The organism is Anaeromyxobacter oryzisoli (genome assembly GCF_022690765.1).
In the GTDB taxonomy this organism is placed as follows: domain Bacteria; phylum Myxococcota; class Myxococcia; order Myxococcales; family Anaeromyxobacteraceae; genus Anaeromyxobacter; species Anaeromyxobacter oryzisoli.
Genome location: NZ_JALCZA010000023.1, coordinates 1 through 21,522, shown reverse-complemented (window position 1 = coordinate 21,522; position 21,522 = coordinate 1). Strand labels below are relative to the sequence as shown.

Sequence of the window (21,522 nt, the reverse complement as noted above, 5' to 3'; positions counted from 1 at the left end):
GATCGACGCCTCGACCGGCTCGTGGTCACCGGCGAGCGCGCGATCGACGCAACGGCGGAGTGGCGCAGCAGGTCGTCGGGTGCGGGTGCCAACCGTTCGCCTTGCAGCTAGACTCCGGGTCATTCCCGATCCGGAGCCGCGCATGCGCCGAGCCCACCTCCTGTTCACCCTCGGCGCGTGCCTCGCCGTGGTCGGAGCGGTTCTCCTCGTTGCGCCGGGCGAGGCCGGGGCGGAGGCGCCAACGCCGGCGTGGCGGCTCCCGACCAACGCGACCATCGGCGCGCTCGCGCGCGGCGTGTGCGAGGGCTGCGAGAACGACCGCGACGTGAAGTATTGTCGCGACTTCTCGCTCACCCGGAAGCAAGTCCGGGTCCTGCTCTCGAAGGCGCAGCCGATCACGGAGCAGCAGTTCGGGCAGGATCCGAGCTATCTGTGGGCTCCGTGCGTCGTTCGAGGAACGGCACGCTGAGAGGGGACGGAGATCCGGTTCGAGATCTCGGCGGTCCTGATCGCGACCGTCTGGCTCGAGGACGGATCGACGCAACGGCTCGCGTGCGACGACGCGTGCGAGGAAGCGGTATATCCCGGGACGAGGGTGCACCCGCGCGTCCGGTGACCGCTCACGGACCAAGGGCCGCTGCTCGGTCGTAGGCTGGTGAACCCCGATCCCCCGTCGAGGTCATGAACAAGACACGTCTCCCGCTCTCGCAGGTCTACCGCCTCCTCGAGCCGGGCCCGGTGGTGCGGGTCAGCACCGCCGGCCCGCGCGGGCCGGACGTGATGGCGATGTCCTGGTACGCCTGACGGAGTTCGAGCCGCCGCTCGTCGGGTGCGTGATCGGCGGAGCCCGTTGTCCGCGCGGCGGACGGGTGGTTCGCGAAAACTTCCTTCGGGTGGGGCGCTCGCCGTGGTGTGCGGCGGTTGCGGGGTGGCAGTACGCCCCCCTCGCCCCTACGACCATCCACGATAGCGCCTGCTGAAGCGTTGCTCGACGTATCTCGCGCCGCGTTCCGTCTCCCAGAACCGAGGTTCGCCGACATCCCATCCCATCGCGCTTAGATAGTGAAGAAGGAGTTGACGGTCGAGACGTTCACGTTTGAGCCGCCTCTGGTAGCGGGCGACGTCCTCGAACTCGAGGGGAAGGCCCTTCTCGTAGAACGTCCACTTCGGATCCTGGTTGACGAGGACCGCTCGGATTTCCTCCCTACCCGACCAGACGTTGAGGTGGTGGAGTTGCTCGCCGTCCGAGACGCTCCGGACCATGACGTGGCGGCCGGGCGTGCCGGTGGCGAGTACGTGAACGAGCGTGTACCAGCCGTCCACACTGGAGGTAAGCATCACGGTCGTGTCGGGCGCGGAGCGGGGCGCGTACAGCACGCAGATGGAGGGGATAGCGCCGCTACGCTGCACGTCCCCGAAGCGGATGCGACCGAGATCGAGCGGGCCGTCCTCCGACACGATCCCGCCGGCCTCGAGCTCGCGCTGCAGGCCCGGCGCTGCACCCGCCCAGAGCGCATCGAGCGGCGCCGAGAAGCACGACAGGAACAAGCCTCTTTCGGTCTCGTGCATGGGCGATCCCTTGTGCGGAGGACGACATGATGTGCGACTTTCGCAGGCCTGGCCAGCGAGACGCGCATGAGGTCCCGGCCGTCCGATCCGGCCGGCGCCACCGGGGCGCGATTCGCCGGCGGCGCTCTCGGCGACGATGACGTTCGCTCGGCGGTGGGAGCCGTCGCCGACCCGGCCCAGCGCCGCGTCGCGGTCGAACAGCTCGTCCGCACCCGCATCCTCGCGCTCGACGCCGAGGGGGCTGGGCTGCACCGGAGCCCGGAGTTCCGCGGCAAGCTTCGCCAACCGAGCCCTCCGGGATCTCGCTGCTGCGCAAGTTGCCAAACTCGGTGGTACGTTCACCGGTAGCGGTGGTGTTGCGACCGGACATTCAAACTCGGGTGGGGTGCGTAATGGCGTTCCCGGTGCGGGCCGTTGTCAGACGGCATATGGCGAGAACTGGTAGATTCTATGACGGCGCGCCAGCTGACCTGCCGTTGAAGGTGCTGCCGTGGAAGCAGGAGAATGTCATCGGTTGGTACCGTAATCCGTCACCGTGGGAACCGTGCGTCGTCGTCTTCACTGAGTCGGCGATCTATTCGATCGAGGACAAGGATGTCGTCCGAATTGAAGTGAACGATATACTTGGTTATGAATTTCCGAAATCGAAACAGAATGTTTCGGGTGTCCGGGTCCAGACGTCCAAGGGAGATGTGTTCGTTCGGATTGCGGGAACCAGAGGACCGGATGGCGGGATCAAGGATGCGTTCGATTTCATCATGGTGATCAAGAAGATTGCCGGTAACAATCTGCGCAGTGCGAGGTGAGCCGAACGTGGCGCGGCGGTCCGGGTCGTCCGAACTGCCAGGTTACGCCGGCTGGAGCGGAGGTCACGAGCGAGTGAGGAGAGGCATCGATGAAGCCCAACACGCAAGCGGCCTTGACGTCTGCCGGATGGCTTCCGGGGAGGGCCGTCGAGACGCGGTCGTACGAGCGCGCGCTCTTATCGGAGGGATACGCCGTTCCTGACTCGGTACGCACGTTTCTCAGGGAGTTCGGGGGACTGACGGTTCGGTTCCCGACCCCGAGGATGCCCCATGTGCAGACCGACTTCGTTCTGGACCCTGTGGCCGGTGTGAGCGCCATCTACAGGGAGCGAGTGGAAACTTATGAGGATCGGGTTGGTGCGGAGTTGACGGTGATCGGCCGGGCGGATCGAGGGCACCTGACGCTGATGATGGATCCTGCCGGGAGAGTCTTCGCAGCGTCCGACGATTATCTCGTGTCTCTCGGCTCGACCGGCGCGGAAGCTCTTGACTCGCTTCTTGGTGATGAGCCATTTCGCCTGGTGCCATGACAAAAGACCGCCCGAATAGTCGACCGAGAGTAATTACGGACTGAAGTGAAGGGACCGAGAAACGACTGGGCAACGACGGGCGCCGAGGCGGTCACGAACGTACTGATCGGAAGCCATGGGAACCGATGCACGACATTCGAGACGTCTTTGCTCGGGCAAGTCGAGTGGCGTGGACGAAGGTGGCCTTCGAGCAGGTGTTGGCGCGGCTTGCCGTTGCGGTTGGTGGCGTCGTGGACTGGGACTCTGGAGCCGGAGAAGGGTGGGGTCGGATATTGCAGGGCCGAGCAGTGGTGGCTCTGCTCTGGACAAGAGCGCCCGTCGCGGTCGTTGTACGAAAAGTGGAACCTGCTGCGAGAACGGCGCTGCCTGATACCGCTGCTGTCGTGGTCGTTCCGGAAATGGCTGACCGGTGCCTGCTTGCCGATCGCGCGGCTCTCGATGCGCTTGCGCAGCGTGCAACCTCACCAGTGGTCGATCCGGCTGGTTTTTCGGCGGATGAGCTGTGGTGGGCGACAAACTGAACCATCCATCCGTGGATATCGAATAGGCTCCGGGAAAATGTCGACTCGATCGCTTCGCGTGGTAGTCGTGGCAGTCCTGACGGCTTGCGCGACCGCAGCGGAGGCGCGCGATGGCAAGGTGGAGGCGCGCATGCCCGTACGCTGGGACGCTCACCTCCTCGAGGGACTTTCGAGCGGCCACCCGTCCGCGCCGGGGGATTTCGCTGCGGTGCTGAACGGTCCGTGGGATAGTCCGCTGGAGCTGATCGTCGACACGGCGGGGGTGCTCCAGGACGTCACCGTGCGTGACTGCGCCAGTCTGCTGGCGATCTCGAAGGAACGCGTGTGGAGCACCAGGACCGAGCCGATCGGCACGGAGCGGGCCTGGCGAGTAACGTGCGGGGCGCTTTCGAGGATGCCTCGTGCTCGTCCCTCACGCGTGAGCTACGTCTCGTTGGATGTGGAGGCGCTACTGCCTGCGCTCGCGCACCTCGACGTGACGAAGCGGCCGTCGTCCGACACCGGGTATTTCCGTGAGCTCCGTGATCGATTGGAAATCCGATGCTTCGGTGAGGACCGCTGCATCATTCGGACCCCAGGGGAACAGTTCGCAATCGACCTGCTCGCCGTCGGAGACTTCAACGGTGACGGCGTGGAAGACGTCATGGGGCAGAGCAGTGCCGGGCCCGTCGAGGGGACGGCGGTCGCCGCCCGCGGGTTCATCGTGACACGTAAGCGGCCCGGCGGGGCACTGACGCTGCTCGAGTGGTGGTGACGGCGGTTCTCTCGGCGCCGATGACGTTCGTCCCTCGCCGCGTCAGGCGTACGCCAGGAGGGACGACGCGATGCAACGGTAGTGACGTCGTCCGAAGCGCTCGCGTGTACGCGAGGAGGCGGTCCTGCACCTGGCGTCACGCCTGATGTGGCCGCAGATGAGCGGATGCGAGTGTTGGCTCGCGTGGTGTCGGACGGTCGCGCGTCCGCGTCGTCGGACGCGGCGAGAGCGCGAAGCCGTCCCGCGCTACGGCCCGCGTCGGGCCGCGTGAGCGCGCCCAGGGCTCGGCCATGAGCTAGACTCCGGGTAACCGCTCGAGACCCGGAGCCGCGCGATGTGCCGAGCCCACCTCCTCCTGTTCACCCTCGGCGCGTGCCTCGCCGGGGACGCCGCGCTCGCCAACGGCGGCGGGTACGCCTTCGGCGTCACCTTCACCGGCGCCGTGTCGCCATTCCAGGCGTCCGGGACGGAGCACGTCCGGATCGTGGACGAGAAGCTCGACGTCACGCTCCGTCGCGACGCCGCCACGGTGGTCGTGCGGTACGCGATGCAGAACGCGGCGAACGCGCCGGTGCGGGTTCGCTTCGGGTTCCCGGTCGAGGCCGTCGTCGGCGACGAGTGGGGCGGCGACGGGGGCGACGAGATCACCGATCCGGCGCAGCGTGGCGAGGCCCTGAGGGCGGCCATCCAGCAGCTCGAAGGGTACGCCGTCACCCTGGAGGGCAAACCGGTCGCGGCCCGGTTCGAGATCGAGCCGTTCGCCGGAGGGAAGATCCCCTCGTTCCCCGGCTCCGACGCCCTGAAGGGCGTGGCGGGCTGGATGGTGTCGGAGGTGACGTTCCCGGTGGGCGCGCCGGTCGCGCTCGAGATCCGCTACACGGCGCGCTACCACGGCCAGGGCACGTTCGTGAGCGACGACGTGAGCGCGAGCGCGCTCTCGTTCAGGTACCGCCTCTCGACGGGCGCCGTGTGGCACGGCTCCATCGCGAAGGGCACCGTGACCATCCGGGCCGACGGCATCGCCGCCGACGAGGTGGAGATCGAGTCACCTCGCGAGCGGTTCCGGCGCGACGGCGATCGCTGGAGGTGGACCTTCCAGGACCTCGAGCCGACCCTGGCGGACGACCTCACCATCCACGCGGTACAGGGGTACGACAGCCAATACGTCTACGATCCCGAGGCGCGGGCGCGAGGGATCAGGGGCTATCTCAGGCGGCGAGGCACGTGGGGAGAGGGGCACCAGCGGTTCGAGGCGAGGGCGAGCTCGACGCTCGCGCCGAACAGGAAGCACGGCTTCGGGGCCGAGCACCTCGCCGAGGAGGCCTCGGAGGTGCCCTGGGCGGAGGGTGCTCCGGGCGACGGCCTCGGCGAGTGGGTGGAGCTCCGGCCCACGCGCCCGGCTCCGCTGCTCGCGCTGGAGATCACCCCGGGCTTCGCGTCGGTCCCGGGGCTGTTCAAGGCGAACGGGCGCCCCTCGCGGATCGAGATCCTGCTCAACGGGGAGCACCGGTTCGTCGCGACGCTCGGCGACTCCCCGACGCCGCAGCTCGTCCCGGTCGTCGGGTACGCGAAGGCCGTCTCGAGCGTGAAGATCACGATCCTCGAGGCCCGCCCGGGCGCCCGCTACCCGGACACCTGCATCTCTCGCGTGGTGCTCTATGACAGGCTTGCGCACGAGCCCGCGCACCACGGCGCTCGCTAGCCTCGCGGCCCTGCTCTGCGCCGGGCCGGTCGAGGCGCGGGGAGCCCACGGGCCGTTGCCGATCTATTTCGAGGACGACCACGCCGGGGCGCTCGAGCTCCTCGCCGCCAGGCTCGACCTCGACCGGCCGCACGCGCTGGTGCTCGTGGACGCGCACCCCGACTCGTCCACGCCGCGAGGGCTCGAGGCGCTTCGCCAGGGGCTCCGGCGCGTGGCATCGCCGGAGGAGCGCGAGGCACGGATCCAGGGCTGGCGTCGCGAGGGGGCGGTGCAGTCGTTCGACTGGATCCACCCGCTCGTGCCGCGCCCGATCTCGCAGGTGCTCTGGGTGTGCCCCGCGCCCGCCTGCGCGGGCGACGGTTCCGACGCACCGGGGGCGCCGCTCCTTCCGCCGATGTTCACCCGGGTTCGCCTCGACGACCTGGCGACCCGGCTCCCGCCCGACCTGCCGGTCGCGGTGAGCATCGACCTCGACGCCTTCACGGGCCTCTCCGTCGCCGAACAGGCGTCGCGCTTCGCCGACGTCTGGAGCCGGGTGGTGCGGCTGCCGCGCCTGGCCGCGATCACCTTCGCCATCTCCCGCCCGTGGCTCGCGGACGACGACGAGGCGTCGCGCCTCGTCCTCCTGGCGCTTCGCGCCGGGCTCTCCCTGGCCCACGCCGGGATTCGGTTCGAGCCCTGGGGCATCGAAGGACCGGACCGATCCGAGCGTGCGAAGCTGTTCTACCGCGAGGGTCGCGAGCCGCCGCGCTTCGATCCCGGCGCCGCCTCCGCCGAGCTGCGGAGCCTGCTGCTCGCGAGCGCGGATCGACTCGACGTGCGGCTCGATCCCGCGCGCTGGCGCGAGCTGCTCGACAGGTGGCGCGCCGAGTCCGGCGCGTGGAGCGTGACGGTGTCCGGCGTCGAGGCGGACTCGGATCACGTCTTCCGGCCGCCCGCCGGCGCGCGCCCCGAGCTCCGCGTGGAGGGCGGGCCGCCGGGCAGGGTGCGCGGGGTCACCTGGCTCAGGTGGACCCCGCGTGTCTGGGCGTACAGCGTCCTCCCCGACCTGCCGAAGGGGAAGGTCTTCGCCGGGGCGGCGCCGCCGGTCGTCGAGTACGAGGCGACGGTGCTCGCCCGGACGACCTCGCCGATCCTCGGCGCGGAGATCTGGATGGCCGCGCTCCCGCGCCCGGACCGATCCGGCGTGCTGCGGGTCTCCGCCGACATCGAGACCGACGACGGCCTTGCGCACACCGCCCGCATCGAGCTCCGCCGGGGCATCGGGTCGGGGTTCCGCGCCGGGCTCTCCGAGCAGTTCGGGCTGCCGTACGTGTTCGGGGCCGGCTTCCTCCGGAGCGGTGGGCTGGGCGGGCCCGACACCGGGGTGGGGAACGACTGCGCCAACTTCCTGGTGGCCGCGTGGCGCCGGAGCGGCCTCCGGATGCCGTGGAGCAACCCCGCGCAGCTCAGGCGGCACCTCACGCGCGTCGCCGAGGGGGTGCGCGCGTCGGACCACATCGCGATCCCCGGTGACGCCGACGATCGGGGGCTCGTGGTGCACCTCGGGTCGCACGTGGCCGCGCTCTGGGAGGACCGCGCGCCTTTCGGTGTGCTCGGAGAGGAGGACCTCGTGGTCCACCACCTCGGGGACGCGCCCGACGTGATCTCGCTCGGCGCGCTCCTCCGGGGACGCGACCGGAGCACGTTCGACGTGTACCTCGGCCCATCCCGCGAGGTGGACGGGTGGATCGCCGTCGGGGGCGACCTGATGCCCGGTGCCGAGGGGCCGTCGCCCGCGGGGCTGCGCGAGCGGCTGCGGAGCGCGGACCTCGCGGTGGCCAATCTGGAGACGACCGCGGGAGACGCGGGGCGTCCGGTCGCGAAGCGCTACGTGTTCCGGATCACCTCCGCGCGCCTGAAGGACGTGCGCGACCTCGGCGTGCGCGCCGTCTCGCTCGCCAACAATCACGCGGGCGACTTCGGGCCCGAGGGCCTCCGGGGGACGGTGGCGGCGCTCGACGCGGAGGGCCTCGGGCACTTCGGCGCGGGGGCGGACGTACCGCCTGCCGTGTCCGCCTGGTACGGGCGGGTCGGCGGGGTGGACGTCGCCTTTCTCGCGGTCTCGCTCACGGACGCCGACGCGTTCCAGGCCGGGCCCGGACGAACGGGGGTCGCCGCGCTGCCGGGACACGAGCGCGAGCTCGCCGATGCCATCGCCGCCGCGAGGGCGAGAGCCCGGACCGTGATCGTCTTGCCGCACTGGGGCGTCGAAGGGTCGCCCACCGTCACGGAGGAGCAGCGCCGCCGGGCGCGCTGGCTCGTGGACCGCGGCGTCGACGCAGTGGTGGGGAGCGGGCCGCACGTGGTGCAGGGGCACGAGATGATCGCCGGCGTGCCGGTCTACTATTCGGTCGGAAACCTGTGGTTCGATGGCCCGTGGTCGCCCGCGGCGCGGATCGCCGGCATCGCCTGGCTCGGGGTGAACCGCGGCGGGCGGATCGTCGAGTCGCGGCTGGAACGCGGCGACGCGACCGCGGGAGGCGAGGCATCCCCATGAAGTCCGAAAGTCGTGCGAGCGGGGCGTCAGCGGGAGGTGCGCGTGACAATACCGATGGCGACACCCACACGCCTTGAGCTGCTGCGGCGCACGCTGCCTGCCTGCGCGGGGCAGACTACTCCCTGCGCTGCTCGCCCTTCGACTCCGGCGCGCAGCGCGCGCCTACGCTCAGGGCGAACGGAGCTTCGAATCGCCTGTGCTGCGCGGTCGTCGTGTGCCCCCCCTCGGCGACGGCATTGTGTGCCTCGCGACGTTCAACGCAAGCGGGTGGCGCCATGAGATGGAAACGATGCGATCGTCGCGCCGCCGCATGCATCGCAGTCGTCGGCGTGATTCTGCTGGCCGCGCCGGGCGGGGTCGCCGCGGAGGGGCCGATGCCGGCCTGGCGGTTCCCGGAGAACGCGACCATCGGCGCGCTCGCGCGTGGCGTGTGCAAGGGCTGCGAGAACGATCGCGACGTGAAGTATTGCCGCGACTTCTCCCTGACTCGGAGCCAGGTCCGTATCCTGCTCTCGAAGGCGCGGCCGATCACCGAGCAGCAGTTCGGGCAGGATCCGAACTACCTTTGGGCCCCGTGCGTCGTTCGAGGGGAGGCACGCTGGGACGAAACGAAGGTCCGGTTCGAGATCTCGGCGGTCCTGATCGCTACCGTCTGGTTCGATGACGCATCGACTCAACGGCTCGCGTGCGACGGTGCGTGCGAGGAAGCGGTATATCCCGGGACCAGGGTGCACCCGCGCGTCCGGTGATCGTTCACGGACCAAGGGTCGCTGCTCGGTCGTAGGCTGGTGAACCCGGAGCCCCCGTCGAGGTCGCCATGAACAAGACCCGTCTCCCGCTCTCGCAGGTCTACCGCCTCCTCGAGCCGGGCCCGGTGGTGCTGGTCAGCACCGCCGGCCCGCGCCGGCCGGACGTGATGGCGATGTCCTGGCACACCATGATGGAGTTCGAGCCGCCGCTCGTCGGGTGCGTGATCAGCGGGCGGAATCACACCTTCGACCTGCTCGTCGCGAGCGGCGAGTGCGTTCTCAACGTGCCGACGGTGGAGCTGGCGCGCCAGGTGGTCGGGTGCGGGAACGTCTCCGGGCGCCGGGTGGACAAGTTCGAGCGGTTCGGCCTGACCGCCGCGCCCGCCTCGAAGGTGGGCGCGCCGCTGGTGGCCGAGTGCTACGCGAATCTGGAGTGCCGGATCGCGGACCGGCGGCTGGCGGACGACTACAACTTCTTCGTGCTCGAGGTGGTCCAGGCCTGGATCGACCGCTCGAGGAAGCACCCGCGGATCATCCACCACCAGGGGAAGGGCGTCTTCGCGGTGGACGGCCGGATCCTGAAGCTCCCGTCCCGCAAGAAGTGACCTACTCCTCCTCCGGCAGCGCGCTCTCGGACTTCATCAGCTCGCGCATCACCACCGTCGCGTACGAGCCCTTGGGCAGCTCGAACCGGGCGAGGTAGCCGTCGCCGCCCTCGAGCGGCTCGACGGCGACCTCGACGTGGAGCCGCGCCGCGCGGCGGGTCCCCTCGGCCTCGCCGCCGCCGCGCGCGAAGTCCGCGAGCGCGATCCCCTCCTCGGCGAGGAGCCGCTCCTCGCGGGCGAGCGCCTCGCCCGCCGCGGGGCGGAGCTTGTGCCCGAACATCGGCCCGGCCGGCGAGATCTCGAAGCGCGCCACCCGCGCCGTGTCGGCGGCCGGGTCCTCGCAGGTGAAGAGCCCGCCGGTGTCGAGCTTCTTCAGGACGTCGCCCTGGAGGGCGGTGGCGAACAGCCCGTCGGCGAGCCGCGCCGCGAGCCAGCGGTTGAAGAGCTCCGACTGGTAGGCGGAGATCGAGAGCCGGCGGAGGAACCGATCGCGGACCGCGCGGCCGGTCTCCGCGGTGCGCTCGCCGCGGAGCAGCGCCCGGCCCACCGCCGCGTTGCGCCCTTCCGCGCCGAACCGCTGCGGACCGAAGAAGTTCGGCAGGCCGCGGGCGGCGAGGGCGGCGGCGCAGGCGCGGGCCGGATCGATCGCGCCCCCGCGCACCGCGAGCGCGAACCGGTTGGCGCGGACGTGGCCGGGGCGGAGCTTGTTGGCGTGGCGCGAGACCTCGAGCACGGCGAGCCCCGGGCCGGCGAGCGCGGCCGGGTCGGGATCGCGGGCGCTCGGGAAGGAGAGCCACTGGGTCGTGACGGCGTCCTTGTCCTTGAGCCCGGCGTAGCCCGCGTCGCGCTCCGGCACGCCGAGCGCGGCGGCGAGCGCGCGGACCACGTCGCGGGTGGTGCGGCCGCGCTTCTCGACGCGCAGGTAGAGGTGCGGCCCGGCGCCGGAGGGCAGGTAGGCGGGGACCTCGTCCACCCGGAAGTCCTCCGGGGAGGCGCGGAGCGCGCCGCCGGAGCCGGGCAGGTCGGCGGTGACGAGGGGGAGCGGGGTCGTCATGGGTGGGCCTCCACGAGCTGCTCGACAGCGAGGAGCCGCTCCTTCACCGCGAGGCCGAGCGCCTCGTCGTCCTGGCGGCCGAGCCGCTCGCCGGCCAGGAACAGCTCGAAGAAGAGCAGCTCACGGAGCGCCTCGAACAGGAGCCGCGCCGGATCGCCGGACGGCTCGAGGCGGGCGAGGGTCGCGTCCGGCAGGGTGGTCACGTTGGCGAGGAGGGCCCCCTCGTCGAGGGCGCCGTCGGCCGCCTTCGTCACGCGGATCCAGACCGGCGCGAGGTCCTGCCGGCCGTCGGCGAGGAGGGCGCGGACGGCGGCGAGGAAGGCGGGCCGGTCCGGGACCGGGATCGCCGCCGTGACGAGCCGCAGGAGGCCGTTCAGCTCGGCCGCGATGGTGGCGAGCCGCGCGCGCGGGTCCGCGGCGGGCGACGCGATCGCGGCCACGTGCCCGGCCTCGGCCAGGTGGTAGAGGACCTTCGTCGCGTCGAACGTGCCGAGGTGCGCGGCCGTCGCGATCTCGGCGACCGTGCGGCGCCCGTCCACGAGCGCGAGCAGCGTCTGCTCGGGCGGCTTCAGGGGCGCGGGCCGCCGCGCCTCGACGCGGCGCAGGCACGCCTGCGGCGACGGGATCCGCGCCCGGAACAGGCTCAGCTCGTCGATGCGGCGGATCCCCTCGAGGAGGAGCGCCTGGGTCGAGACCGGGAGCGGCGCGCCCGCGCGGTCGGCCGGGTCCTCGTCCATGAGGTGGAAGGTGCCCTCGGTCGAGAGGAGGATCGCGTGGAACACCGCGGTCACCTGCTCCTGGATGCACTTCCAGAGATCGCTCTCCGAGAGGACCCCCCGCTCGACGAGGAGCCGCCCCACCGGCCGCGACGCCGGCAGGCACCCGGCGACCTGGGCCTCGGTCGCGAAGCCGAGCCGCACCGCGGCCTCGCCGACCCGCTCGCCCAGCGCGCTGGAGCGAGCGGCGCGGACCTCGCCGTCCTTGAAGGCGATCGAACGCTCCACGCCCGCCGAGGCGACGGTGAGCGTGCCGGAGAGGCGCGACTGGTGCACGAAGCCGATGAAGTCGGCGATGGGGAAGCCGGCGAGGTCGCCGGCGAGGAGGCAGCGCGGCCGCGGTGCCGCGCCCCCCGCGGCCGGCGTGCGGCGGGCGACGACGAGATCGGGCGCGGAGGGCAGGAGCGCGAACCGCCCGGCGCGATCGGCGAGCGCGCGCCGGACCGCGTCCGACTGCGGCACGAGCCGGCCGTGCGCGTCGATGTCGAGGACGAGTGTCAAAGGCTAGTCGCGCTCCCAGCCGTGGTGCTGCTGCCACTCCTCCTCGTCCTCGAGCGACCGCTCGAGGGCCTCCGGCGAGAAGTCGAGCAGGTGGTGCCGCCCCTCGAAGTAGAGCGTGGGCGTGCCGCGCAGCCCGGCCGCGCGCGCCTCCGCCTGCGAGCCGCGCACCTTCGCGAGGTACTTCTGCGTGGCGAGGGCGTCGCGGAGGTCCGCCTCGTCGCCGCCCGCCTGGCGCGCCGCCTCGGCGAGGCCGTCGAGGCCGTGGTCCGTCGTCATGAAGAGCGCGTCGTGCATCGGCCAGAAGACGCCCGCGTCGCGCGCCCACTCGCCGGCCTGGGCCGCCTCGAGCGCGCCCGGGTGGCTCTCGATCGGGAACGGCTTGTAGAAGAGCTTCACGCGGTCGGCCCGCTCCCGGACGAACGCCTCGAGGGCGGGGCGGAGCTGCCGGCAGAAGGGGCAGGTGAAGTCCGAGAGCTCGACGATCGTGATCCGGGCGTCGGCGTTCCCGAGGGGCGGGCCGAAGCCGGTCGTGTCGAGCCGGGCGCGGGTGTCGAAGGAGGCGTAGTAGTCGCCGAGCACCTTCTTCAGCTCGGCGAGCCCGACGCCCGCCGCGGCCACCTGCGCCCCGAGCCGGGCCTGACGCGCGGCGTGCTTGCACGCGTGGTGGGTCCGCAGGCACTGCGAGATCGTGTGCGGGCAGCCGCAGTGGCAGAACTCGGTCCGGGCGTACTCGGCGACCACCGTCTTCTGCGCCGGGGTGAGCCCCTCGAGCGAGACGCCCGGGACGACCTCCTCGGGCGACGCGCCGGCCGGCAGCGGCGCCTCGGACGCCGGGGCGGCGGGCGGCGCGCCGGGCGCCGCGGCCGAGGACGCCGACCGGCAGGCGAGGAGCCCGCCGGCGGCGAGGGCGGCGAGGAGGGTGGAGGAGGCGATCTTCATGGCGCGCGATCCGGGGAGGGTGGGCGGACGCGGCGGATTCTAGTACGAGAGCCCGGGCGGCCTCGCCTTTTGATGGTGGCGGGCGCTGCGTGGTCTCCTTACAAGGGTGCCGGGCGTGGAGCACGTCGAGACAGCGAGGGAGCGGGGCGCGGTCCGCAAGGATCCCGGCGGGAAGCTGCGCGTCGCGCTCGTGTACCCGAACTCCTACCGGCTCGGGATGGCGAACCTCGGCCTGCACGCCGTCTACCGCCTCCTCAACGCCGACCCGCACACCGCCTGCGAGCGGGTCTTCCTGCCCGACGACGAGGGCGCGCCGCGGTCGGTCGAGTCCGGCCAGCCGCTCGGCGGGTTCGATGTCATCGCGTTCTCGCTCTCGTTCGAGGAGGACGCGCTCCACGTCCTGGAGCTCCTCGACCGCGCCGGCCTCCCGCTCCGGGCCGCGGACCGGGACGGGCGGCACCCGCTCGTCGTCGGCGGCGGCATCGCCGTGCAGATCAACCCCGAGCCGGTCGCCCCGTTCTTCGACGCGTTCCTGGTCGGGGAGGGCGAGGTGCTGGTCCCGCCGCTCCTCGCGCTCCTGCACGAGGCGGCGGCCGCCGGGACGCCCCGCCCCGCGCTCCTCCGCGCCCTCGCCGCGCTCCCGGGCGGCTACGTCCCGGGGCTGTACGACGTCGCGTACTCCGACACGCGCGATCCGCGCGGCGCGTGGGTGACCCGGTTCGAGCCCCGGGACGGCGCGCCCGCCCGCGTCCGCCGCCGCTACCTCGAGGACCTCCGGCAGGTCCCGACCTCGCGGGTGGTGGACTCGCCCGACGCGCAGTTCGGCGACCTCTTCCTCACCGAGGTCGCGCGCGGCTGCCTGTGGGGGTGCCGGTTCTGCGCGGCGGGGTTCGTCCAGCGGCCGTACCGCGAGGTGGACCTCGAGGTGCTGCGCGCCCAGGTGAAGGAGGGGCTCGCCCGCGGGCAGCGGATCGGCCTGGTCGGGCCGGACACCAGCGACTACACCGGGCTCGACCCGCTCACCTGCTTCATCGGCGAGGCGGGCGGCACGTTCAGCCCGTCCTCGCTCCGGGTGGACGCGATCACGGAGACCCTCTCGGCGCGGATGGCGGCGGGCGGAGAGCGCTCGATCACCATCGCCCCCGAGGCCGGCACCGAGCGGATGCGCCGGGTCATCAACAAGGACTTCACCGACGACCAGATCGTGCAGGCGGCGGAGCACGCGCTCTCGGCGGGGATGCACCACGTGAAGCTGTACTTCATGTGCGGCCTGCCCACCGAGACCGAGGACGACGTGCTCGGCATGGCCCGCATCGCCGTGCGGATCCGCGAGGAGGTGATGCTCCCCTGGGCCCGGAGGCGCGGGCGGATGGGGCGCATCGTGCTCTCGGTGAACCCGTTCGTCCCCAAGGCGTGGACGCCGTTCCAGTGGGTCCCCATGGCGGAGCGCGGCTGCCTCGAGGCGAAGCGGCGGGTGCTCGAGCGGGAGCTGCGGCCGCTGGGCATCGACGTGGACTTCTTCAGCCCGCGCGAGGCGTACCTCCAGGCGCTCCTCTCGCGCGGCGATCGGCGGTGCGCCGATCTGCTCGAGCTGGCCCACCGCGAGGCCGGCGGCGATCTCCGCAAGGCGCTCCGCCGCTGGGACGCCGACCCGGACTTCTTCGTGCTGCGCGAGGCCGGCGTGGACGAGGTGCTCCCCTGGGACTTCCTCGATCAGGGGCTCACGAAGCGGTTCCTCGCCCGGGAGTGGCGGCGCGGGGTGGACGCGAGGATCACGCCGAAGTGCGCGGTGGACGCCTGCCGGGCCTGCGGGCTCGCCTGCGCCGACCACCCGGAGCTCCGGCCCGCCGTGGTACGACTCGGGCCGTGACGGTCGAGGAGGCGATGGACGAGGCGCTCGCGCTCGCGCGCAGCGCCGCCGCCGCGGGCGAGGTCCCGGTCGGCGCGGTGGCGCTGTACGAGGGGCGGATCGTCGGCCGTGGCGCGAACGCCCGGGAGGCGGCGCGCGACCCGACGGCGCACGCGGAGCTGCTCGCGATCCAGGAGGCCGCCCGGACGCTCGGGCGTTGGCGGCTCTCCGGCGTGACGCTGGTCGTGACGCTCGAGCCGTGCGCCATGTGCGCCGGGGCGATGGTGCTCGCCCGCCTCGACCGGCTGGTCTACGGCGCGTCGGATCCCAAGGCCGGGTGCGTCGGCTCCCTCCAGGATCTCTCCGCCGACCCCCGCCTCAACCACCGGTTCACGGTCGAGCGGGGGCTCAAGGCCGACGAGGCCGGCGAGCTGCTCCGCGCCTTCTTCCGCGCCCGGCGCGGGGCCGGGAACGGCAACGGGGCCGGGAACGGCGATGCGACCGGGAACGGGGCGGACACTTGATGATGACGGCCGGCCCCTGTCCTTCCCACTTGGCACGCGGGGGGGAGATCGGTTAAACCCGCCCGCGGAGAGCTGGCCGAGCTGGTCGAAGGCGCCTGACTCGAAATCAGGTGTACCGGCAACGGTACCGGGGGTTCGAATCCCTCGCTCTCCGCCACTTACGAAGGACCCCGACGGCGAGCAAGGTCACGCGTCACGTGGCCGGAGCGAGCAGGGGGTGTGGGGGAGCGCAGGTTCCCCCGCGCGCAGCGAATCGGGGGAACCGAGCACTCCCCCACTTAGATGGAGAGGTGACCGAGCGGCTGAAGGTGCACGACTGGAAATCGTGTGTACCGGGAACGGTACCGTGGGTTCAAATCCCACCCTCTCCGCCAGCACTGCGCCCCCTCCACCGTTAAACAGGTGGGAGCGCACCGGCGGAATGCCGGAAGAGCCGGCCTAGAATCCTCGGGCGACGTGGGGGCCTTCGAACCCCGCCAGGCCCGGAAGGGAGCAACGGTAGATGGTCCTCCGTGCGCCCGGGGATTGTGGGCCGGCTCGTTTTCTTGCTACCTGAGCAGCCGCCCGCGCTCGCGCCGGGTCGCCCTCGCCGCCATGGCCTACCTCGTCCTCGCCCGCAAGTACCGGCCTCAGCGCTTCGCCGAGATGTCCGGCCAGGAGCACGTGGTCCGGACGCTCTCGAACGCGCTCCGGACGGGCCAGCTCGCGCACGCCTTCCTCTTCACCGGGCCCCGCGGCGTCGGGAAGACCACCACCGCGCGGCTGGTCGCGAAGGCCCTCAACTGCGAGAAGGGGCCGACCGCCGAGCCCTGCGGCGTCTGCACGCCGTGCGTCGAGATCGCCGAGGGGCGCTCCGTGGACGTGGTCGAGATCGACGCCGCCTCGAACAACGGCGTGGACAACGTCCGCGACATCATCGAGGCGGTGAAGTACCGGCCCGCCCGCGACCGCTTCAAGATCTTCGTGGTGGACGAGGTCCACATGCTCTCGCAGGGCGCCTTCAACGCCCTGCTGAAGACGCTCGAGGAGCCCCCCGCGCACGTGAAGTTCGTGCTCGCGACGACCGACGTCCACAAGGTGCCCGAGACGATCCTCTCGCGGTGCCAGCGCTTCGACTTCCGCCGCCTCACCCTCCAGCAGATCGCCGACCAGCTCGGCAAGGTCGCGCGGGAGGAGGGGATGACGCTCTCGCCGGCCGCGCTCGCCCTCGTCGCGCGCCAGGCCGAGGGCGGCATGCGCGACGCGCTCTCGCTCCTCGACCAGGTCCGCGCCGCGTGCGGCGACGCCCCCGGCGACGACCAGGTCGCGGAGGCGCTCGGGGCGGTGGACGCCGCCGCCATCTCGCGGATCGCCGGGGCGCTCGTCGGGCGCGACGGCGGCGCCGTCCTCGCGGAGATCGAGGCGCTCCACTCGAAGGGGCTGGAGGTGAAGCGGATCGCGGAGGAGCTGGTCCGGCACCTCCGGAACGTCGTCGTCGCCCGGCTCGTGCCGGACGCGCGCCTCGACCTGCCCGACGCCGAGCTCGCCGAGGTCCGCGCGCAGGCGGGGGCGGCGGATCCGGCCCAGCTCACGCGCCTCTTCGATCTCGCGCAGCGGGCCGTCGTGGACGTGAAGCTCTCCGAGCAGCCGCGCTACGCCCTCGAGGTGGCGCTGCTCGAGGCGGTGTTCCTCGCGCCGGGGGCGCAGGTGGCGGACCTCGTCGGTCGCCTCGAGGCCCTGGCCCGCGGGGCGCCGCCGGCCGGACCCGGACGGTCGTCGTCCGGGGGCAGCGGCGGCGGCGGCGCCACGCGCGCCGTCCCGCCCGTCGCGGCGCCGGCGACCCCGGCCATCCCGGCCACCCCGGCGGTGCCGGGCGGGAGCGGGTGGCGCGAGCTCTCGAGCCTCGGCGGGGCGCCGGGGGGCGCGGCGGGATCGAGCGCGAACGGGACCGCCGGCGCGAACGGCGCCGCTCACGCCCCGGCCGCCACGGCGGCCGAGCCGAGCCACCAGGATGCCGAGGGGGGGCCGGCGGGGGACCGCTGGCGCGCGGCCGTGGACGAGGTGGAGAGGTCGAGCCCCGCCGCCGGACCGGCGCTCAAGCAGGCGGTGCTGCTCTCGATGACCGACGGCGAGATCGCGATCCAGCTGCCGGAGGGGCTCTACGCCGCGACGGCCGAGCGCAAGCGCGGCGACATCGAGGCGGTCTTCGCGCGGTTCTTCGGGCGGCCGACCCGGCTCGTGGTGAAGCGCGGCGCCGCCGCGGCGCTCCCCGCGGCGGACGGCGCGCCCGAGGCGCCCGCGCCCTCGATCGCCTCCGTCGAGGCGGCGGAGCGGCTCGCCCGCACGCGGCGCGTCAAGGAGGCGGCCCGGCACCACCCGAACATCGCCGAGGCCGCCAGGATCCTCGAGGGCGAGATCGACGACATCGAGGAGCTGAAGTCGTGATGCCTCGACCGCGGACCGTCACCGTGCCCGTGACCGTTCCCGTATCCGTGCCCGCCTCCCGCGTCCCGCCTCCCGTGGCCCGTGTCTCCGTCGGATCACGGGATCGGGCCACGGGCCACGCGACCCGGTTCACGGGTCACGGAGAAGCCGGTGACGGTGACGGGCACGGATCCACGGGCGGCCGCCCACCGCTCAGCCGGGGCGCAGCCCTCGCATCCAAGGAGATCTAAATGGACATCCAGTACCTCATGCGGCAGGCCCGCAAGCTCGAGAAGGCGATGGCGGACGCGAAGGAGAAGCTCGCCGAGATCGCCGTGGACGGCGAGAGCGGCGGCGGGCTCGTGAAGGTCGCCATGAACGGTCGGTGCGAGGTGACGAAGCTCACCATCGACCCGAAGGCGGTGGACCCGAACGACAAGGCGCTCCTCGAGGACCTCGTCACGGCGGCGATCAACGCCGCGGTCGAGAAGGCGCGCGCCGCCGCCGACGACTCGATGGCGAAGGCGACCGGCGGCATCAAGCTGCCCGGGATCACCGGCTAGCGCCCGTGGCCGTCGCGGATCCCATCGCGCGGCTCGTGAAGGAGCTCGCGCGCCTGCCGGGCATCGGCGAGAAGACCGCCCAGCGGCTCGCGTTCCACATCCTCAAGGCCGGCCCCGGGTACGCCGGCGACCTCGCGAGCGCCATCGCCGGGGTGGTGCGCGACGTCCGGCTCTGCTCCACCTGCCAGACCCTCACCGACCGCGACCCGTGCGCGATCTGCGCGGATCCCGAGCGCGACGGGCGGCTCGTCTGCGTGGTCGAGAGCGTCCCGGACCTGCTCGCGGTGGAGCGGACGCACGAGTTCCGCGGCCGCTACCACGTGCTGCACGGCGCGCTCTCGCCGCTCGACGGCGTCGGGCCGTCGGAGCTCAAGATCCGCGAGCTGCTCGTCCGCCTCGAGAAGGCGCCCGCGGAGGAGATCATCATCGCGACGAACCCCGACGTCGAGGGCGAGGCGACCGCGCTCTACCTGACGAAGCTCCTCAAGCCCCTCGGCCTCAAGGTCACGCGGATCGCCCAGGGAGTACCCATGGGCGGAGATCTCGAATACGCTGATCAGGTGACGCTGGCCCGCGCCCTCGCCGGCCGCCGAGAGCTATGAACCCACCCCGATCCCCACAGCGCGTCGCGCGATCGCGGGCCGCGCGGAGTCGAGCGCCCTGGGCCATCGCCGCCGCGGCCGCGCTCCTCCTGTCCGCGGCGTGCGTCACCGGGCCGCGCCGCGGGGTCACGAGGAAGCTCGCGCCACCGCGGGACCGCGTCGCGCTGGGGCTCGAGTTCGGCCAGCCGCGCGCCGAGATCGAGCGCGCCCTCGACGCGCGCGGGATCCCGCACCACGCGGCCGGCGAGGATCCGGACGTGGTCGTCGCCGAGCGCTGCGAGGGCGCGCCGTCCCCTTCGCCGTGCCGCCTCCTCTTCGGCCCGGAGGGGCTCTACGCCGCGCAGCTCGAGGTCCCCGCCGCGGAGGAGGGCGCGCTCGTCCGCGCCGTCGCCGACGCGCTCGGGCCACCGGCACGCGGCGTCGGGGCGTCGCAGGGCGACGCGTCGGCCACGGCCGCCGCGTGGGAGCGGACGCCCTGGTCGGCCGCCGTCTCGCGCCACGCCCGCCAGGACGGGGCCACGCTGGCCGTGCTGCACCTCGAGTACGAGCCCGCGGCGCCGCCGACGGCGGCGGGCGTGCCGCTCGGGCGGCAGCGCGCGGACGTCGAGCAGCTCCTGGAGCGGCAGGGCGCGACGCTGGTCCAGCGCGACGCGGGCTCCAGCACGTACCTCGGCTGCCCCGGCGGCTCCGCGGACGCGCTGTCGTGCGTGATCCAGTTCCGGGGTAGCCGGGCCGCGGCAGTGACCGAGGTGCACCCGACGCCCTCCGACGACGACGACGCGCTCGCGTCATGGCGCGAGCTCGCAGGCCGCCTCGAGGCGGAGATCGGCCGCCCGCCGGCGCGCACCTGCCCCGACGGCGGCCCCGACCGGATCGCCGGCGATTGCACGGCGACCTGGGCAACCGCGCGGCTCGTGGTCGTCGTCGGCGCGCACCGGAACGCCGGCTCCAGGCACCGCGGTGTGATATCGGTGTACACGGGGTTCACCTATCCGCCGCTCGCGACGAGCGAGGGCGGCGACGGCGCACCCGCATCGCCTTGATCGCGCCGGTTGATCCGCCGGGCGAACCCGGGATTGAATGCCGTGCGGTTCCCTGGTATTCGGCGATGACTCGAATCGCGGAGAGCCCGAGTTCATGAATTCCGGCTTGGTGATGTACGAGGAGGAGTTCCGGCTGATCGCCGGGATCTGCGACCGGCTCACGCGCGACGCGAACGCCAAGGTCGTCTTCCTCGTCGACAAGAACGGGCAGCTCATCGCCTCCAGCGGTCAGGCCCAGAACCTCGACACGACCTCGCTCGCCTCGCTCACCGCCGGCAACGTCGCGGCGATGGGCGGGCTGGCCAAGCTCATCGGCGAGAAGGAGTTCCCGAACCAGTTCCACGAGGGCGAGAGGGAGTCGCTCCACATGAGCATCGTGGGCGGCCGCGTCGTCCTGGTCGTCATCTTCGACGCGAAGAGCTCGCTGGGGCTCGTGCGCCTGAGGGTGAAGAAGGCGGGAGAGGAGCTCGCGAAGGTGTTCGAGTCGCTCGCGCGGAAGCAGGCGGCCCCGGGCGCCGCGAGCCCCTTCGCCGAGATCACCGATGACGACATCGACAACCTCTTCAGCGAGTGAGCGATGAGCTTCATCAACTACAGCTCGCGCGAGATCAACTGCAAGATCGTCTACTACGGTCCCGGACTCTGCGGGAAGACGACGAACCTTCAGTACATCTACGCGAAGACCAACCCGGACGCGAAGGGCAAGATGATCTCCCTCGCGACCGAGACCGAGCGGACCCTCTTCTTCGACTTCCTCCCGCTCTCGCTCGGCGAGATCCGCGGGTTCAAGACCCGCTTCCACCTCTATACGGTCCCGGGGCAGGTCTTCTATGACGCCTCGCGCAAGCTCATCCTCAAGGGCGTGGACGGGGTGGTGTTCGTCGCGGACTCGCAGATCGAGCGCATGGAGGCGAACCTCGAGTCCGTCGAGAACCTGCGCGTGAACCTCTCCGAGCAGGGCTACGACCTCGCGAAGATCCCGTACGTCGTGCAGTACAACAAGCGCGATCTCCCCAACATCGCGACGGTCGAGGAGCTGCACCGCCTCATCAACCCGCGCGGCGTCCCGGAGTTCCAGGCCGTCGCGCCGACCGGCGTCGGCGTGTTCGACACGCTGAAGGCCGTCGCGAAGCTCGTCCTGAACGATCTCAGGAAGGGCGGGTAGATCGCGCTCTGGCGCGCACCCCGAGATAATGCGTCACAGGGAACGGAGCTTCAGGACCCGTCCGTTGCCCATGGTATAAGGAGCTTCCTTTTACCCGCTCAGGCCTGGGGAAATTCCGCTCCCCTGGAAGCGAGGGTGAACGTGGTGCGCTACCTCAGGCTGGCCGCTCTGGCGTCGGTCCTTCTACCTGTAGTCACGCTCGCGCAAGCCCCCGATCCGGCTCCCCTGGACGCGACGTCCGCGGCGTCCGCGCCGGCCGCCGCGGTCGCCCCCGCGCCGCCGGTCGCCGCGCCCGCCCCTGCCGGCGCCGACACCCCCGCGCCGCCCG

At 72.2% G+C, this 21,522-nt stretch carries 22 protein-coding genes, 2 tRNA genes and 1 other RNA gene; 21 read left to right on the top strand and 4 right to left on the bottom strand.

Annotated elements, in window-relative coordinates; genetic code table 11:
• Positions 1 to 142 precede the first annotated feature (142 nt).
• Together MNZ27_RS09690 and MNZ27_RS23510 are read left to right on the top strand one after the other, a co-directional pair.
• The gene (locus tag MNZ27_RS09690; protein WP_242393845.1) at positions 143 to 469 is read left to right on the top strand and encodes a hypothetical protein; all 327 of its coding nucleotides are present in this window, start codon (positions 143 to 145) and stop codon (positions 467 to 469) included.
• Positions 470 to 681: 212 nt separating this feature from the next.
• Complete coding sequence (locus tag MNZ27_RS23510; protein ID WP_277957778.1) at positions 682 to 804, top strand: hypothetical protein; 123 nt, start codon at positions 682 to 684, stop codon at positions 802 to 804.
• Between the two features lie 147 nt (positions 805 to 951).
• On the opposite strand, the gene MNZ27_RS09685 is transcribed toward MNZ27_RS23510, so the two are convergent.
• Positions 952 to 1,854, bottom strand: coding sequence for a hypothetical protein (locus MNZ27_RS09685; RefSeq protein WP_242393844.1), 903 nt, complete (start codon positions 1,852 to 1,854; stop codon positions 952 to 954).
• Between the two features lie 107 nt (positions 1,855 to 1,961).
• On the opposite strand from MNZ27_RS09685, the gene MNZ27_RS09680 reads away from it, so the two are divergent.
• The 7 genes from MNZ27_RS09680 to MNZ27_RS09650 all read left to right on the top strand — a co-directional run bounded on the left by MNZ27_RS09680 (position 1,962) and on the right by MNZ27_RS09650 (position 9,775).
• The gene (locus MNZ27_RS09680) at positions 1,962 to 2,375 is read left to right on the top strand and encodes a hypothetical protein (RefSeq protein WP_242393843.1); all 414 of its coding nucleotides are present in this window, start codon (positions 1,962 to 1,964) and stop codon (positions 2,373 to 2,375) included.
• A gap of 89 nt (positions 2,376 to 2,464) precedes the next feature.
• Complete coding sequence (locus MNZ27_RS09675) at positions 2,465 to 2,905, top strand: SUKH-3 domain-containing protein (protein ID WP_242393842.1); 441 nt, start codon at positions 2,465 to 2,467, stop codon at positions 2,903 to 2,905.
• Between the two features lie 558 nt (positions 2,906 to 3,463).
• Positions 3,464 to 4,180 carry a hypothetical protein gene (locus tag MNZ27_RS09670; protein ID WP_242393841.1) on the top strand — a complete coding sequence of 239 codons (717 nt, stop codon included), beginning with the start codon at positions 3,464 to 3,466 and terminating at the stop codon, positions 4,178 to 4,180.
• 334 nt (positions 4,181 to 4,514) lie between these two features.
• Positions 4,515 to 5,882: an NADase-type glycan-binding domain-containing protein gene (locus tag MNZ27_RS09665; RefSeq protein WP_242393840.1), complete on the top strand. Its 1,368-nt coding sequence runs from the start codon at positions 4,515 to 4,517 to the stop codon at positions 5,880 to 5,882.
• Positions 5,848 to 8,421 (top strand): CapA family protein, encoded by a 2,574-nt coding sequence (locus MNZ27_RS09660; RefSeq protein ID WP_242393839.1) that lies wholly within the window; start codon positions 5,848 to 5,850, stop codon positions 8,419 to 8,421. The genes MNZ27_RS09665 and MNZ27_RS09660 overlap by 35 nt, the downstream gene beginning before the upstream one ends.
• A 329-nt stretch (positions 8,422 to 8,750) precedes the next feature.
• Positions 8,751 to 9,170, top strand: coding sequence for a hypothetical protein (locus tag MNZ27_RS09655; RefSeq protein WP_242393838.1), 420 nt, complete (start codon positions 8,751 to 8,753; stop codon positions 9,168 to 9,170).
• 68 nt (positions 9,171 to 9,238) lie between these two features.
• Complete coding sequence (locus MNZ27_RS09650) at positions 9,239 to 9,775, top strand: flavin reductase family protein (RefSeq protein ID WP_242393837.1); 537 nt, start codon at positions 9,239 to 9,241, stop codon at positions 9,773 to 9,775.
• A 1-nt stretch (position 9,776) separates the two neighbouring features.
• Here MNZ27_RS09650 and truD read toward each other — a convergent pair whose 3' ends face one another.
• From truD to MNZ27_RS09635, 3 genes are read right to left on the bottom strand one after another with little or no spacing between them, the layout of a single operon-like run.
• A complete protein-coding gene (truD, locus tag MNZ27_RS09645; RefSeq protein WP_242393836.1) occupies positions 9,777 to 10,829 on the bottom strand; it encodes a tRNA pseudouridine(13) synthase TruD in 1,053 nt (350 codons plus the stop codon).
• Positions 10,826 to 12,106 carry a DUF4388 domain-containing protein gene (locus tag MNZ27_RS09640; RefSeq protein WP_242393835.1) on the bottom strand — a complete coding sequence of 427 codons (1,281 nt, stop codon included), beginning with the start codon at positions 12,104 to 12,106 and terminating at the stop codon, positions 10,826 to 10,828. The genes truD and MNZ27_RS09640 overlap by 4 nt, the downstream gene beginning before the upstream one ends.
• 3 nt (positions 12,107 to 12,109) lie before the next feature.
• Positions 12,110 to 13,045, bottom strand: coding sequence for a DsbA family protein (locus MNZ27_RS09635; RefSeq protein WP_242393834.1), 936 nt, complete (start codon positions 13,043 to 13,045; stop codon positions 12,110 to 12,112).
• A 115-nt stretch (positions 13,046 to 13,160) separates the two neighbouring features.
• Here MNZ27_RS09635 and MNZ27_RS09630 point away from each other — a divergent pair, with 115 nt between their 5' ends.
• From MNZ27_RS09630 to MNZ27_RS09575, 12 genes are all read left to right on the top strand, one after another.
• Positions 13,161 to 14,915 (top strand): radical SAM protein, encoded by a 1,755-nt coding sequence (locus MNZ27_RS09630; protein WP_242393833.1) that lies wholly within the window; start codon positions 13,161 to 13,163, stop codon positions 14,913 to 14,915.
• A gap of 14 nt (positions 14,916 to 14,929) precedes the next feature.
• Positions 14,930 to 15,418 carry a tRNA adenosine(34) deaminase TadA gene (gene tadA / locus MNZ27_RS09625; protein ID WP_242393879.1) on the top strand — a complete coding sequence of 163 codons (489 nt, stop codon included), beginning with the start codon at positions 14,930 to 14,932 and terminating at the stop codon, positions 15,416 to 15,418.
• A gap of 66 nt (positions 15,419 to 15,484) precedes the next feature.
• Positions 15,485 to 15,575, top strand: a tRNA-Ser gene (locus tag MNZ27_RS09620).
• Between the two features lie 127 nt (positions 15,576 to 15,702).
• Positions 15,703 to 15,792, top strand: a tRNA-Ser gene (locus MNZ27_RS09615).
• Positions 15,793 to 15,857: 65 nt separating this feature from the next.
• An RNA gene (ffs, locus tag MNZ27_RS09610) (signal recognition particle sRNA small type) lies at positions 15,858 to 15,951 on the top strand.
• 61 nt (positions 15,952 to 16,012) lie between these two features.
• Positions 16,013 to 17,842 carry a DNA polymerase III subunit gamma/tau gene (gene dnaX, locus MNZ27_RS09605; protein ID WP_242393832.1) on the top strand — a complete coding sequence of 610 codons (1,830 nt, stop codon included), beginning with the start codon at positions 16,013 to 16,015 and terminating at the stop codon, positions 17,840 to 17,842.
• 230 nt (positions 17,843 to 18,072) lie between these two features.
• Positions 18,073 to 18,384 carry a YbaB/EbfC family nucleoid-associated protein gene (locus tag MNZ27_RS09600; RefSeq protein ID WP_242393831.1) on the top strand — a complete coding sequence of 104 codons (312 nt, stop codon included), beginning with the start codon at positions 18,073 to 18,075 and terminating at the stop codon, positions 18,382 to 18,384.
• Between the two features lie 5 nt (positions 18,385 to 18,389).
• Positions 18,390 to 18,986 (top strand): recombination mediator RecR, encoded by a 597-nt coding sequence (recR, locus tag MNZ27_RS09595; protein ID WP_242393830.1) that lies wholly within the window; start codon positions 18,390 to 18,392, stop codon positions 18,984 to 18,986.
• Positions 18,983 to 20,029 carry a hypothetical protein gene (locus MNZ27_RS09590; protein ID WP_242393829.1) on the top strand — a complete coding sequence of 349 codons (1,047 nt, stop codon included), beginning with the start codon at positions 18,983 to 18,985 and terminating at the stop codon, positions 20,027 to 20,029. The genes recR and MNZ27_RS09590 overlap by 4 nt, the downstream gene beginning before the upstream one ends.
• 94 nt (positions 20,030 to 20,123) lie before the next feature.
• A complete protein-coding gene (locus MNZ27_RS09585; protein ID WP_242393828.1) occupies positions 20,124 to 20,603 on the top strand; it encodes a roadblock/LC7 domain-containing protein in 480 nt (159 codons plus the stop codon).
• 3 nt (positions 20,604 to 20,606) lie between these two features.
• Complete coding sequence (locus MNZ27_RS09580; protein WP_242393827.1) at positions 20,607 to 21,194, top strand: GTP-binding protein; 588 nt, start codon at positions 20,607 to 20,609, stop codon at positions 21,192 to 21,194.
• Between the two features lie 144 nt (positions 21,195 to 21,338).
• Positions 21,339 to 21,522 (top strand): hypothetical protein (locus MNZ27_RS09575; protein WP_242393826.1); only part of this gene is annotated, 184 nt, incomplete at its 3' end.